The 15,155-nt window shown below is 55.1% G+C and carries 6 protein-coding genes; all 6 read right to left on the bottom strand.

Going from position 1 to position 15,155, the window contains the following annotated elements; genetic code table 11:
* Positions 1-10: 10 nt before the first annotated feature.
* The 6 genes from QUA02_RS18455 to QUA02_RS18480 all read right to left on the bottom strand — a co-directional run bounded on the left by QUA02_RS18455 (position 11) and on the right by QUA02_RS18480 (position 14,686).
* Positions 11-9,931 carry an SDR family NAD(P)-dependent oxidoreductase gene (locus QUA02_RS18455; protein ID WP_333029729.1) on the bottom strand — a complete coding sequence of 3,307 codons (9,921 nt, stop codon included), beginning with the start codon at positions 9,929-9,931 and terminating at the stop codon, positions 11-13.
* 420 nt (positions 9,932-10,351) lie between these two features.
* On the bottom strand, positions 10,352-11,110 hold the full coding sequence (locus QUA02_RS18460) for a 4'-phosphopantetheinyl transferase family protein (RefSeq protein WP_333029731.1): 759 nt from the start codon (positions 11,108-11,110) through the stop codon (positions 10,352-10,354).
* On the bottom strand, positions 11,095-12,072 hold the full coding sequence (locus QUA02_RS18465; RefSeq protein WP_333029732.1) for an acyltransferase domain-containing protein: 978 nt from the start codon (positions 12,070-12,072) through the stop codon (positions 11,095-11,097). Before QUA02_RS18465 ends, QUA02_RS18460 begins: the two co-directional genes overlap by 16 nt.
* Complete coding sequence (gene fabD / locus QUA02_RS18470) at positions 12,069-12,944, bottom strand: ACP S-malonyltransferase (RefSeq protein ID WP_333029734.1); 876 nt, start codon at positions 12,942-12,944, stop codon at positions 12,069-12,071. Before fabD ends, QUA02_RS18465 begins: the two co-directional genes overlap by 4 nt.
* A gap of 9 nt (positions 12,945-12,953) precedes the next feature.
* On the bottom strand, positions 12,954-14,315 hold the full coding sequence (locus QUA02_RS18475; protein ID WP_333029735.1) for a WS/DGAT domain-containing protein: 1,362 nt from the start codon (positions 14,313-14,315) through the stop codon (positions 12,954-12,956).
* 41 nt (positions 14,316-14,356) lie between these two features.
* A complete protein-coding gene (locus QUA02_RS18480) occupies positions 14,357-14,686 on the bottom strand; it encodes a hypothetical protein (protein ID WP_333029737.1) in 330 nt (109 codons plus the stop codon).
* Positions 14,687-15,155: the final 469 nt, after the last annotated feature.

The following is a 15,155-nucleotide window of genomic DNA, read 5'->3' on the forward strand; positions in this document are numbered from 1 at the left end:
ATTCCGATTCTTAACGCGTTAAAATCTCTTCAAATCCGAGCAGGGCTGCACGGCTCTCAACGGAGGCTCGCGCAACAGCTTGAGACGGTTTCTTCTCGATCCACGCGTATTTCCGTTGGTACTCGGGCGGAGCTAAGGGCGTGCGCCGCGGCGTTTTCGAGTCCAGATCGCGATGAGAGCGCAAAACAACGTGACAATTGGTGCCCCCGAACCCGAAGGAACTAATTCCGGCTCTACGGACTTCCCGCCTCGGATTCCACAATTGGTCCCGCACGCACGGAAATAGGGGGGAGTTTTCGAAATCAAATCTTGGATTCGGGCGATCGCAGTGCAATGTCGGCGGTATTCGACCGTGCCAAGCGGCCAGCGCCGTCTTGATGAAACCGGCGACACCCGCTGCGCTTAACAGGTGTCCAATATTCGTCTTCACGCTGCCGACTGCGCAGAAGCCTTTGTCTTCCGTGTGTTTGCCGATCGCCCTCGATAGCGCTTTCAGTTCGATCGGGTCGCCAATCATCGTTCCCGTGCCATGAGCCTCAACGTAACTTACGGATGCTCCATCGACTCCGGCGGAGGCCAAAGCGGCTTCAATCACCCGCTGTTGCCCTTCGAGGCTGGGTGTTGTAGTCCCCATCGTGCGTCCATCGTTATTGATCGCCGAGCCTTCGATGACGGCATAGATGCGATCGCCGTCCGCCAATGCTCGATCTAGGCGCTTGAGCAGCACGGCTCCACACCCTTCGCCAGGAACGAACCCGTTAGCGCGAAGATCGAACGTGTAACAACGCCCGTCAGGTGACAAAGCCTTGGCTGCGCTCAGAATCCTGTATGGCTGTTCGTCAAGAAGCAGGTCAACACCTCCGGCAACCGCCATACTACATTCTCCGTCCATCAGGCTCCTGCAGGCCAGATGGACAGCGACCAGTGACGAAGAACACGCTGAATCGATCGCCAGACTCGGCCCTTTCCAATCGAAGACGTGGGAAGACAGGCTCGCGATGAAGTTTTGTCCCGCGCCGACAATGCTATTCTTCGACCAGTTCCCGTAGCGTTGCGGATAGCTGCCGGCGCGGGCTCCAACGAATACGCCTACCTGCTTACCCCGCAACTCGGCTTCCTCATATCCAGCGTGACGAACTGTTTCGGCAAACACTTCCAGTATCTGACGTATAGAAGGATCAACTTGTGCGGCTTCGACATCCCGAATCCCGAAATAATCCGCATCGAACATCTCAATGCCTTCGAGGAACCCCCCCCACTTGCTCGTCAGCTTCCCAGCTTCTCCATTGCCGTACAAAAGCCGGTGGTCCCATCGCGACGCCGGTACTTCGCGGATACTGTTGACACCCGCGATCAGATTTGCCCAGAAATCGGAAGCATTGCCAGAGCCCGGGAAATGGCAGCCGATCCCGATCACCGCGACTTCGCGCGCAGAATTGGGTTGCCCTACGTGAGTAGCGGCCGGGCGCTGTTCTGCGGATGGCTGGGCGACAGATGCCTCGCCGAACTCAGTTGGCTGGGCGACGGATGCCTCGCCGAACTCCATTGGCTGGGGGGCGGATGCCTCGCCGAACTCCGTCGCCCAGCGGGTCGCCAGATAGTCGCTCAGACTGTCCAGGTTGCTGAGTTCCAACAACTGGGACGGGTCCATCGGCGATCCGGCTCGCTTCTCGATCGCCTGGGCGAGATCGGCGAGCAGAATGGAATCAACCCCATATTCGGCGAAGTTCGTGGTTCCATCAAGCCGTTCCCGGGGGATCTTAAGTTCCTTTGAAAACCAGTCAGCTAACCAACTCCACGCGCCCTGAGCAGCGCCAGGCGGGGTAGATGGCACAGACGGCGAGGAAGCCCTTGTGACTGGAAGCGTATCGGAGGGGAGCGCCATTCCCAATTGCCCAACACGAAATAGTTGCTCATCGACCGTACACGGAAGTACAACCGGAGGCACGGGTGAACTGGCAATGCTCTCGTAGAGAGCTAAAGCCTCACCGACGGTCAGTGTCTTAAAGCCAAGTTGTCGGTACCGGGCGGACTCCCCCCTGGCCGAACCAGCACCGCTCCAGTTAGGCCAGTTTATTGCCGTAATGTTTGCTCCCGCCGACCTATAGACCTCCGCAAATGCATTTAAGAAGCCGTTCGCGCAGGCGTAGTCGGATATCCCCGCGCCCAGAGCGGGCACAGAACCGGATACCGAACTGAACAAGTGAAAGAAGTCAACGCTAACGGGTGGCACGAGTTCTGCCAGCGCGATCAGGCCGTCTACCTTCGGCTCCAATGTCTGGAGGATTTCATCGACGTTCTTACGGATAAAAGAGCCGACGCCTTCAGGCGTCACGCCCGCACAGTGTACAACTCCACTGATTTGACCTAATTCCCGCGAACTGCTCTCGAAAAAGCTCTGCAATCGTGAACTCTCCGTCAGCTTCCCCGAAAAGAGCCGCACTTGAACACCGGATTTCTCCAGTTCCTGGACGTGCCGTATTCTTTCCTGAACCGCTTCGGAATAGCTATCAATCTGGCTGGTAGACCATTTCTCCCGCGGAGGCAATGCAGTGACGCCTAGCAGCAGCAGCTTTCTCGCGCCCCTCGCAGCGAGCCATGCAGCCACTTGCGCTCCGAGGCCGCTCGTTCCCCCCGTGACGACGTAAACCTTTGCCGCATCAAGCTGCCACTGGGAACGCGGAACGGGGAGAGCTTCCCAATCCGCTACTGTGCGGATGCCATCCCGGTAGCGAACCTCGGCACGCGCACCGTCGAGCCGCAGTTCCCGTCGCAAGGCCTCCGCGACTTCCTGGGCAGTCATGAGGCTTTCGACTTCGATCGTCCTGGCGCGCACGGATCGATGCTCGCAACACAACACCGGAAACAGACTCGCGATCCACGAGCCTCCAAGGTTGGGAGTCTCGTCATTCGACTGACTATGCCCGCAGGTAATATGCAGCAGTCGCAATGACCGCTGAGCTACAGAATCGAGGAGCGACTGGTACACCGCCAAGCGACTGGCTTGAGGATGCACACGCAGATTCCGCTCTCGTTCAAAGTCGATCGCGTCTAGGAACGCATCGAGATCGCCGATGCGCGCCGTCTGGATCGGGAAGTCGGTTTCCTGGAACCTCACGCACTCGATCTCGGGAAAGTTGCACAATTGCCTATAGAGTTCGTTTCCGAACCCACCGGAAGACAGCACTCCGATCCGGAGCCGTTCTCGTCCGTGCGTCTCCTCCTCGCCTTCTTCCTGAATCCAGACCTTGGCAAATAATCGACTATTGGCGACGGCCTTGACTTCCTGGCGAGCCGGTTCCCGGGTATTCAAATCGTTTGAAGGCGTTAGCCAGTATCGCTCCCGTGCGAAAGGATACACGGGCAGAGGAATTCGGCGGCTGCCAGAGGCGCGGCTGGCAGCCCAATCGATATCAGCTCCCTTGGTCCATAGCGAGGCAATCTCGTCGTCGCTCAGCTTGCCGTCGCTCGGGTTGGAGGGGGAGTAAGAACCCGGAGAATTTGATGCCCTCGCACTAAAACAGTTCCGACGCAAACTTCCGCTCGCGAAAGCATCGAGTTGGTCTGTTAGCTCTTCAAAGGAATGCGACACGATCGCCAGCCGCTCAGGCATCGGCTCCCGCCCCGCTTGTAGCGTCCATGCCAAGTCATCCAGGCTAGGGTGTTGGGATTCAAGGAAACCGCGAAGGTTACTGGCCATCTCCACGAGGCGATCCTTCGTCCTTGCGCTTAAGACGATCGTCCAGGTGCCAGTTTCCGGTGCGACGGTCGGCGGGTTTCGCCAGTCTTCGAGGACAATATGTGCATTCGATCCGCCGGCGCCAAAGCTGCTAACGCAAGCGATACGTTGCTGTTCTCCTGGAACCCAGGCTAGATTGCGATCGGTGACTTCAAAGGGCGTCTCTGAAAATTGAATGTTCGGGTTTGGCGGTTGGCAGTGCAGCGTCGCTGGAATCACACCGTGGCGCATTGCCAGGAGCACTTTGGTAACGCCCGCGATCCCGGCTGCTGCTTCCAGATGACCGATGTTGGACTTGACGGAGCCGATGGGAATCCTCTGGCCCGAGTAACTTTCTCGTTTGGCCAACTCCCACAACGCGCCAATCTCGATAGGATCTCCCAGTGCCGTTCCAGTCCCATGACACTCAATGTATTGCAGGTCGCCAAAGCGTACACCTGCCGTCCGCAAGGACTGTTCAATCAGATCGCTCTGCGATACGGCGTTCGGGACGGTGAAACCGTTGGCGCGACCGCCGTGGTTGATGCTGCTGCCGCGAATCACGCCCTGAATGGTGTCACCATCAGCGATCGCGCGCGCCAGCGGCTTGAGCAGCAAGGCTCCCACGCCTTCGCCGGGAACGTAGCCCTCGCCTCCTTCTCCAAAACTCCGGCAGAGTCCGTCTTTCGACAGAAATCCTGCTTGGCTGAGATAAAGATAGCGGAACGGATGCAAACTGAGATTGACACCACCAGCCACGGCCATATCGCAATCACCCATAAGGATGCTCTGGCACGCCAGATGGATGGCCGTCAATGAAGACGAACAGGCCGTGTCGATCGCCAAGCTCGGTCCAGTGAAATCGAGGAAATGAGAAACTCGATTCGCAATTGCCCAGAAAAGTGCGCCAGCGCCGCTTGACTGGTCGTCGTTCACGCTGAGATCGCGCGCGACGTGCGAATAGTCGTGCCACATTACGCCGGCAAACAGTCCCACGCGCTGCCCTTGCCGCGATTTCCTGCTCCCGTAGCCAGCTTGCTCCATCGTATGCCAAACGCTTTCCAGAAAAAGTCGCTGCTGCGGATCGATCTGTTCAGCTTCTTTTGGAGAGATATTGAAAAACAGCGGATCGAAGAGATCGACCCCTTCGACGAAACCGCCCCATTTGCCCTGGGTGCGGTTTGGCTGTCTCGTCTCCGAAAAATAAGGCGCATGATCCCAGCGCGAGGACGGAATCTCCTCGACACACGATCTGCCCGATAGGAGGTTGTTCCAGTATGTATCGAGGTCTGGGGATTTCGGGTATCGCCCATCGATACCGACGATCGCGATCTCATAGCCCGGCGCGCGGCGAACCGCCGGAGCGGGGAGCTTGAGGGGTTTGACCTCGGCGTCCTCCGTCGGTCTCGCCGCCAGACCGACGGAGGCCACGTTGGGCGTAGGGGGAACCGCCGGAGCGGGGAGCTTGAGGGGTTTGACCTCGGCCTCCTCCGCCTGTCTGGCGACGAGACCGGACTCGGCCACGCTGGGCGCACGGCTTCCTAAATACGCGGCAAGCACGGCGATATTGGGGTAGTCAAACAAGAGCGTAGGTCGCAGACCCGGATAGCGCTTTCCCAATTCAGCCATGATCTCTTCGATCGTTAAGGACTCGACCCCAAGGCTGAAGAACCCCTCTTGTCGAGAGATATTCTCCTGAGCCGTATTGAGCGTTCGCGCGATTAACCCGACTAACTCCTGCTCGATGCTCTCGATCGCAGTGCCACTGCTTGTAGCGGTTGTAGTGGCGATCGCTGCGGTCGGTTGAGGCAAAGAAGGATGAGACCCGGCCACAGAAGCCGCAAATACCTCCTTTGCGGTTCCTTTCCCGGTAACAGCGACTTGAAGTGGAAATTCACCGGTCAGGATTTCCATTAGTGCGAACCTGCCGGATGCAGCAGTCAACGGCTCAATCCCAAGACTGCGAAATCGGTCCGAAAGGTTTGCCGCAGCCCCCATGCCCCTTGATTTCCAAAGCCCCCAGTTGATGGCAATGCTTCGCCCTGGAGAGTTGCGGGAACGATAGGCACAAAATGAGTCGAGAAGCGCGTTGGCGGCAGCGTAATTTGCCTGCCCGGCGTTTCCGGTCAGCGGAGTTACCGAGGAGAAAGCTACGAAGAACTCTACTGGATGGTCGCACAGCCGTTCACCGATTAGAACCGCAGCCACAAGCTTGGGTGCAACGGCGCGATCGAAAGCTGCCGCGCTCTGGTTGTGCAGCAGGCTATCTTCGATCTGCCCGGCGGTGTGAATCACGCCATGGAGCTTGATGCCAGTTTCTCGCCAATGGGAGAACAAGACGTCCAATGCTCCGGCATCGGCAACGTCGCTTTGATGGTACTCCGCGATCGATCCGAGGTTCGATATCTCAGCAATCAGACGGTCTGTGTCTTTGTTGGCTGGAGAGCGCCCCACCAGGATGAGGCGAACCTGGGTCTGCGATGCGATCGCTCGCGCAACTTCGGCAGCCAGCGCCCCATTCCCCCCGGTCACTAGGATGCAAGCGCCTTCGGGAATGATGGTCTCTTCGCCCGCCCGTCCGGCCAGTTCGCTGATGTTTCTGGTGTAACGGAGACCGCCCCGGTATGCCACGGCATCATGGTCGAACCGAGTTGCTACCTCGGCAAGGATAACCAGGCTTCGCTCCCCAATGGACATCGCCGATTCCAAGTCTACAGATTTAAAGCGGATCTGCGGAACCTCGATCGACGCAGTGCGCCCTAGCGCTTCGATCCCGGCTGAAGCGAATCCCAAGGCTCGATCGTGTTCCGTTACCGCCTGTGCGTCAACCGTAATCGCCGCCAAGCGCAGAGGGGTCGATGGAAGCAACCTAGTCCATGTGTGCGTAAGGAGGAAAACTCCGCGGACGCCGTGCGCGACCCGATCGGCAACGGAAGAAACAAGGGGCTGCTTTTGTTCCGCCGGGCGCGTCACCCAGTATACAGTGACCGGTGTTTCAGGGGCATATGCCGCAAGCGCTGGGGCGATTGCTTCCAGCAGGCGATCGTAATTTCTGGCTTCCGTGAAGTCCATCTGATACATCCCGCCACCCAGCGGTTCAAAGCTGCCACCGGCCACGATCAGGCGACATTCCGCCGAACTGGAACGAAGTGCCTGGAAAAGAGATAATCCCAAGGGCGCCGAACCCGCGAAGATAATCGAAAGCCCTTGGCCTGCATCGCTGTTCCCCGATACTAGCGGGGTCGCAATCCAGTGGGGCTCGAAGTAAGATATATCGGGTGACAGCAACGGCGCGGCGGAAAGTTCCAGACCGTAAACTGCTGCTGCCAGCGACCCGGATTTATCCATGGCTTCGGCACTGACATCGCTGCCTGATGCTGAGAACTTGCACCGTTGCCGTTCGATCCTCACCTTGAAAGGTCCGGCCACATCATCGCGGGCTAAGATTGTACTTATCTTGGCCGGTACCTCGAATATAGGTGTCCGTGTAGGTTCCCAGATATTACGCAGGTAAACCGCCGCCTGTAGGATGCCATCCAGCAGAGCTGTCCGATTGTCGGTTTCTATCAGGAACTCTGCTATCTCATCATTCACAGACATCGATCGGATGACCTGCAGAACCGTGCCGTACTGATATCCGCGGGCGCGGAGTGCAGCATAAATCCTGGGAGCCCCAAACTCGCGGAGCCAGTTCTGCGGTGCCAACGGGCGATCGCAATCGGCATCTCCAATAGCTGAAATCTTTGCGCTACCAACAATTCTGCCTTTAAGACTCAACTTTAGGGTGGAGTCGGAGATATTAACCGACGCGGACAACTCAACCTTCCCCGCATCTTCCGCCGACTCGCCAACGGGTATCTGCACCGCATGGTGAAGTTCAAAGTCCGACAAAGTTTGCACAGATATTCCGGTTGCCTGTTGGGCGGAATCTAGAGCGAAACAAGCCATACTGGCGGCTGGTAAAATCAACCGACCGTTGAGGAAGTGTGCCTCAACGATCGGGTCGTCCGCTCGGAAAGTGCGCGAAACAAAAGGCGGTTCCGAGGCTGCGCGATCGCCTGCCGGATACAGCCAGTACGCCTGCCTGTCGAACGGATAAAGTGGCAGGGAGAGCTTTTGGTATCTGCCCGGGAAGCACTCACGCCAATCCACATCGCTCCCCGCCAGCCACAGCGACAAGGTGTCGTTCAGAGAGGAAGCTGTCCCTACTAAGGTTTTGTCCTCGGTACTCTTAACCCGGGTTCGATCCCCCGTGAACGTTCCTCCAGATAACAACCCCAATACATCCGCCGGCTCGAACACACCTTCGGCGAATAGTTGCACGAGTTCGCTGAGTTGCGGCGATCCGCAGGGATACCGGTCAGTCAAATTCCATTTTTGGCACAGGCGGCGCAGGCTGCTTCGGATTGCAATGAATACTGGAATTCGATTTACCTCGTTAGGGTGTATTCCTCCGAATATATCTTCAAGTTCAAGACCGGCCTCTCGGAGCACGGCCCGCCAAGCTTCGACTAAGCGTGTAAAAGTTATCTGCCGGCTCCACAGGAGCCGGGCGTGCTGTAGCACAGTTTCCAAGTCGGCGTCGGTGAGAGCAATTCCCTCAACCAGGGGCTTCACTGACTTTGGATCGATTGTTAAGGTTTGAGAATCTGGTTGGTGATTCACCGACCCGTTGGCGCGGGGTGGTTTGAACCGTTCGAGGGCAAGCCTGATTTCATCCCAACTGGAAGCGGTGAACCCGAATCGCCAGGGGAAGCTCTCTCGCGATAAAGCGAGATTGGCACAAACGTCCCAAAGTTCGAGTTCATGGGAAAAGCGTTCCGCTGATGCCCGCCAGAGCGCCACGAGCTGCTCGAGACTGCTTGCGGATTTCGCCGACAAAAGGAACGGCATCTGGGCTGAGGGTTTGCCAGGACTAGAGAAAGCTGGAGAAATACCGCTTTCTGTCGGCGCTTCGAGAATGAGGTGGGCGTTACTGCCGCCGAATCCGAAGGAACTAACTCCAGCCCGCAAGGGAAGGTTCTCCGCTGCCGGAGTCCAGGGCGCGAGTTCCAAAGCGGGAACAAATGGGGACGAAGCGAAATCGATGAGTGGATTCGGGGTGGCGAGATTCAGACTCGGCGCGATCGCTTTCGCTCTCATCATTAGAAGCACCTTCACCACACCAGCGATTCCAGCCGCAGCTTCCAGATGTCCGATGTTTGTCTTGACCGACCCCACCTTGCAGTAACCCTTACGTTCCGAGTGCGGACTGAAGGCGCGCGTTAGCGCCTCCATTTCGATGGGATCGCCCAGAGAAGTTCCGGTACCGTGCGCTTCGATGTAGGTAACTGTCGCGGGGTCAACAGCCGCATTCGTGTATGCGGAAACTAACAGCGCTGTCTGCCTGTCCGCGCTGGGAGCTGTAATCGATTCCGCGACAGCCGAATGGTTTACTGCCGAGCCCTTGATAACTCCGAGGATTCTGTTGTTTTCGGCAATCGCTTTTTCTAGGGGTTGAAGCAGCACCACCCCACAACCCTCACCTGGAACATAGCCATCCGCGCTCGCGTCGAAGGTTCGGCATTGGCCGGTAGGACTCAGCATTCGGGCCCGCGAAAAGGAGAGGTGTTTCCACGGCCTGTGATTCAGGCAAACTCCACCGACGAAGGCCATGTCGCAATCGCCGGCGAGCAGTGCTTGCCGTGCCAGATGAATTGCTACTAATGAAGACGAGCAGGCAGTGTCGATGGTCACGCTAGGGCCACTCAGACCGAAGGCATGAGAAATACGATTGGAAAGAATGCAACTGTAACCGCCAAGACACGAAAATCCATCCACTTCAACGCCGGTTGCGGTGGCAGTCTGCAGGTAGTCGAGCGTCATTGCACCCATGTAAACGCCGGTGCGATTTCTCTGGAGTAGGGCAGGCGCAACACCGGAATCCTCAATGCAATGCCACGCAACTTCGAGAAGCAACCGCTGTTGTGGATCCATATTGCGGGCCTCTCGTGGAGAAATCGCAAAAAACCCGGCATCGAACTCCGCAATTCCATTGATGAAGCCGCCCCATTTGCTCGCCGTCTGGTCAGCGTAGGCCTCGCGGTCCCATCGATCGAGCGGAATCTCCACGATCGAGTTCAATCCGGATACCAGATTGGACCAGAATACTTCAGCACTGGAGGCGTCTGGGAAGCGGCAGGCGAGGCCTATTACAGCTATGTCCTTTGTCATGCTTTTTTAACTGCTATACAAAACTTGGCTCTACTTATCAAATCGCTTCACCATTCAACCAGAAGTAATTTCCAGAGGGTCTGCTTCCTGCTTCTACCAAGGGAGTCCGTTCCAACTTGTCCACAGGCGTAAATTCGGGTGTAGCCCACCCTATTTTTCACGCGGTCATAACTATTTTTTTTGAAGCGAATAGCCATTGTTCAGCCATTATTTTCAGCAAATTTAACAAACCGTGGACTCCCGTTTGACCTTTTTATAGGCTCGCTAGTTTTGACTCGACTGTGGTTTACAAACCAGATAAATCAGCCTTGGTTTTCGGCGTTCTGGTAAACTTAGCAGAGAATTACAACCCTGTCAACACTATCGCCATCAATAACTATGGATAGCTTTAGTAAAGTATTTTGCTATTTAGTCAAACTCCTACCTACTGCTACCTAACTTAAATGGATCGAACTCAATTTCGGTGCGAAGCGGCAAAACAATCGAAATTACTGTGGCTTCGGATACCCACGAAAGCGCTTTGTACTGACCAAAGTTACGGAACACCGACTGGTATCTGCAACTTCCAGATCGATCGAGCGATGCGATCGCCAATACCGAGGCGGGCGTCATCATTCCGCAGCGAAGCGCTTTTGAAAGCGCCTCCTTCGCCGTCCACAGAACGAGCAGCAGTTCGGGACTCGGGTTTTCGCTGCGACGATCCCAGAATCTAGTTTCTTCACCGGGGACGGCGCTCAGCAAAGTCTCGTAAAGGGCGGGATCAAACTCTTCAATATCGATCCCCATAGGATGTCCGGCGTCGAACGCGATCGCTACAGCTTGTCTGCTATTGTGGGAAATACTGATGTCGTAACCTATCGAACGCCGGTGATGGACGATGGGCTGACCAAATATGCCGGGTTCGATCGAAATGGATCGGTAATCGTCCTCACCAACCAGGGAGGCGAGGGCGTTCTTGGCGGCAAAACGCCCCAACAGATAGGAAGTACGGCGTCTCAAAACCGGCAGACCTTCAAAGTATGCCAACTCTGAATCTGACAAAATGCTGGATCGCTGCTCCGCCAGCGCTGAATATTGGGATGCAGACACCGAGCTGAAACGGCAAGGAACCATATAATTCGGCCTTCTGAGAGTCACATTCGCCGCGCCTCGTGCCGGAGGGGTTAGGAAGTACGCCATGCCGCAGCCTTGACCAACGCGTTTTGCAGTCCCCTCTCGTTGAGCCCGAATCGATCGACTACAGGTAAAGCTAACGACTTCGAGGCATTACCAACCGCAATTTTTGCAAAGGCCGCCAGCGTTCCGCTCGGACCGACATCAATATACAGCCTCGGCCCACCTGCCTCAATATGCCGGAACGTCGTTTCAAATAGTACAGGCTGGCGCATGGCGTCCCAGAATCTCCGGGGGCCGATCGAGTCTTCCTCGACGATTCCGGGTGCGACACAGGAATAGATCGGGAAGCGGCCCCGGGCGGTCAAGGAAATATTATCGATTTCTCTGAAGACTGAGGGCTTTGCCGTGTCGATCCAGGGCGAGTGAAAGGCCTGCATCACGGGCAAACGCTGAAACAGAACGCTGCTGGCTTGCAAGCGGCCTTGCAACTCGTCCAAAACGTTGGTCGGGCCGCTGACAACGAAGCTCCGGCTGCAGTTCACGCTGGCTAGAGATGTACTGCCAAACCACTCAGGGTGGCGATCCCACAACTGATGGGAATCCAGTACAGCGAGCATTCCGCCACCGGGCGAATGCTTTTCGAGGGCGAATGATGCCCGAATTAACCTTACGAACAGATCGAACCGATCTACATTCCCGTTGTAGGCTGCCGCCGTCAACTCACCCAAGCTGTAGCCCAGAAGCTCATCAGGTATGACACCAGAAGATTCGAGTGTTGCTGCGACGGCGTAGTTGAACATATACAAAGCTGGATTTGTATACCTCGTCTGTACCAATAAGTCGGATTCAGACTCGGTGGAAGAACAAATCTTATCCGAAAGATAAACACCTAGGAGCGGGAACGCCACTTCGGAAAACTCGTCCATGCACCGGCGAAAAACAAGATTTCGATTATAAAGCTCGTGCCCCATCCCCGCATACTGAGAACCCTGCCCAGAGAACATGAACACAATCCGTGCATTCATTTTGCGGGTACCCCCTGAACTGAACCTGGGGCGATCTGGTTCAGCAACCGCGTGAGCGTCGTACCCGGCCCGATTTCGTGGAAATCGCAAGCCCCCTGTCCGAGGAGGTAGCTAATGCTATCCATCCAGCGCACGGGGCTCGAAACTTGGCTCGTGAGGGTCGTAATCACCTCCGTGGAAGTGTAAGGACGGGCCAGAAAATTGGATATAACGGGAAAACGGGGAGCATTGAAGCGCATGGTTCGGATGAAAGCTCCAAACTCATCGCCAGCTTCGCGCATATAGCGCGAATGAAACGCCCCTCCAACGCCCAAGACCACGTATCTCGAGCCAGGGACTTCCGCAAACACAGCCGCAACATCTTCGACATCCCGCTTGGGGCCAGAAATAACGACCTGATTCGGGGAATTGTAGTTGGCGATGTCGAGGGTATCGAAAGCGAAATCGTCAAGAATTTTGCGGACGCTTTCGGCATCGCAGCCGATTACCGCCGCCATGCCACCGCCGCTCTGGCGGCCCATCAACTCGCCACGCTTCTTGACAAGTTTAAGTCCTGTGGCAAAGTCAAAAACGCCCGCTGCAAACAACGCATTATACTCGCCCAGGGAATGCCCGCACGCCGCATCGGGTAGACGACCGCTGTCGCCAAACTTCACCTGCCAAGACAGCGCGTTGACGACGAACAGTGCGACTTGGGTGAATTGCGTCTTGATCAGATCGTCCCCGCGATCGTGAAGGCAAAGTTCCTCGACGGAGAAACCAAGAATTTCGTCCGACTGCTGAAGCAGGTGCGGGTATCGCGGAAACAACTCGCGGCCCATGCCGCGAAACTGAGAGCCTTGCCCTGGAAACAAGGCAACAGAACGAATCATAAATTTCTTTTACGAATCAAGTGGTTGGGAAATTAAATTCTTGGCAACGGAACCGAGTTCGTCCGCAACATTTCTAGACAATGGAAATTCCTCTACCATCAAGTCGAAGAAATGCGCGATTGACTGGCGGGATATCGCCTCCTGGCAGAATCCGGCAGCCCAAGTTACAGTATTTTTGAATGTCGTAGCCGTGACCATGAAAGTTGGCGGATAAGCGATCGGGCCTACGCCATAAGAATGTAGGAGGTTGTGACCGGGAATCTCCACATTTGCAGTTCCCCCATCCGAAAAGAGCGGGACGCTAACGCCGGACACGGAGGCTTCCGAAAACACCTTATTGAACAGCTTGTTTACCAAATAGAATGGTGCGAGAAAGAGGATTTCCATCGCCAGCGCCTGGAAAATTCCAGGAACGCTTTTTTTCTGTTCCAGCATTTTTGACTTCACCTGAACTAAGGTCTCCTCAAATGAGTCCCCTTCCTGGAAAACAACCTCCAGAAGCAGTGGCACAGAGAGATTGCAGACACCTGGATCGCCCTGGCGCCGCAGATAATGCCGTAGGTCAAGCGTATTGACTAGGGGCAGCAAAGTATTTAGCTCCGCGCTAATGAAACGGCGTAACGCTCGCGCATAGGAAGTTAGCATCACCTGATTCAGTGAAGCGCCGTTCTCTTTCGCGTACCGGGACAAAGCTGAGAACTGTTCCTGGTCAAGGGTTCTAGTGACATACGCCATCCCCCCGGTTCTTTGGCTGTCAAAAGGAATCCGCCACTGTCCCTTCGAGATGAAATTCTTTCTGCCTTTTTGAAACAGCCGGATTTTCTGTTTGAAGGGCAGTTGCAGAAAAACTTGCCAACCGCTGCGCTCCGTGACAGTTTTAGGGGGATGGTAATTAGGATCCTCTCGCAGTTTTGCGTATGTCTCTCCCAGCTTGACCACAAAATAGCGCAGACCGCCTGAGTCTGACACTGCGTGGGATATCTTGACGCATAATGTATCTTTCGCCCCCTCATGATCTTGGGAGCGAAAGATTCTGGTTTGAGTCAGGCTATCAGTCCTAGGGTCGAGTGGAGCTGACATGAAGTCGTCCAGCTCTTGCTTGAGATTGACCGTCTGAATTAGCCGAAACCGCTCCTGATGGTCTGATTTGGCTTGTTCCCACCTAGGAGATAGCGAGCTATCAACCCACTGGCATTGCAAAATCGGTTCGGATGCGAGTACCCGGTTCACGCTTTCAGAGAATAGCCTTTCATCAAGGCAGTCGTCTAGTGAAATAACGCATTGAATCACGGCGCTGCACGTGCCGAGGTTAATCAAATGCATGCGGTCTTGAGCACACGCAGGAAATCCTAAAGATAAAGACACGGACATCGTACCCCTTCGAATTATTGCCTGCCGCCAGTGGTCGCGCACTACTTGGTCTCGAATGAACTCCCACCCTTGACTATAGCGAGCGAGATGTTCTTCCCGAGTTCCTTGAGCCAGTTCGGCCCTGCCTGTTCGTTCAATGCCTTAAATTCATTCGCGGCCTGGATTTGAGAATCCACTACCTTTTCAAGGACGCTCTTGGCTGTGGTCTGCACGGTTTCCCGATCGGTGGTCGCGCGGGCGGTGACACCTTTTTTTTTGTAAACCACGACCGCCATCGGTTCGCCCATGGAGTTGGTTTCAAACGTGATAATTCGCTTGATTTCTTTGCCGACTTGTATAGGTGTGCGCATGAGGTTTGTAGCCTCTTTCAATGAGTTTTACAAATATTTTCCCATACTAACCCACATTCCGCCCTTTAGACTGGCACAAGCGAGAATTTTCTCTGTAGACTTACGCATTAGACATCTCCAAAAACTCTCAAGCCATTTACCACGTTAGTTTCTGGCTGCCTGCCCTCAAAGCTCAGGCAGCCAGAAACTAACGGTAAAATAAGGGTTTGAAGATTTATAAATAAAATATCCCTACTTTAATTTACTGCATCTGACTATTTTTTTGCGGTTTATACAGGTTTTAGTTACACATAAATATTGCCCCAATTCGGTATCTTATTAATCTACATACTACCCATATTACTGGTTCATAATTCAATAAGGTTCAGTTGAGGCTATGCACTGCTTAAAATAATAAATACAGAAGGATTCATTAGACCTCCTGCGAAAGTCTGATAGAATTGTAAAACAGATAGAAATTCAACTAATCAAAAATGAGTTACGAAAAAGT

The organism is Microcoleus pseudofavosus SVA1_A4, assembly GCF_036700565.1.
Classification (GTDB): domain Bacteria; phylum Cyanobacteriota; class Cyanobacteriia; order Cyanobacteriales; family Microcoleaceae; genus Microcoleus.

Coding starts and splice junctions, on each gene's coding strand:
- QUA02_RS18460 (WP_333029731.1), bottom strand. CDS start 11,110: ATGGCGTACTTCCTAACCCCTCCGGCACGAGGCGCGGCGAATGTGACT.
- QUA02_RS18455 (WP_333029729.1), bottom strand. CDS start 9,931: ATGACAAAGGACATAGCTGTAATAGGCCTCGCCTGCCGCTTCCCAGAC.
- QUA02_RS18465 (WP_333029732.1), bottom strand. CDS start 12,072: ATGAATGCACGGATTGTGTTCATGTTCTCTGGGCAGGGTTCTCAGTAT.
- fabD (WP_333029734.1), bottom strand. CDS start 12,944: ATGATTCGTTCTGTTGCCTTGTTTCCAGGGCAAGGCTCTCAGTTTCGC.
- QUA02_RS18475 (WP_333029735.1), bottom strand. CDS start 14,315: ATGTCCGTGTCTTTATCTTTAGGATTTCCTGCGTGTGCTCAAGACCGC.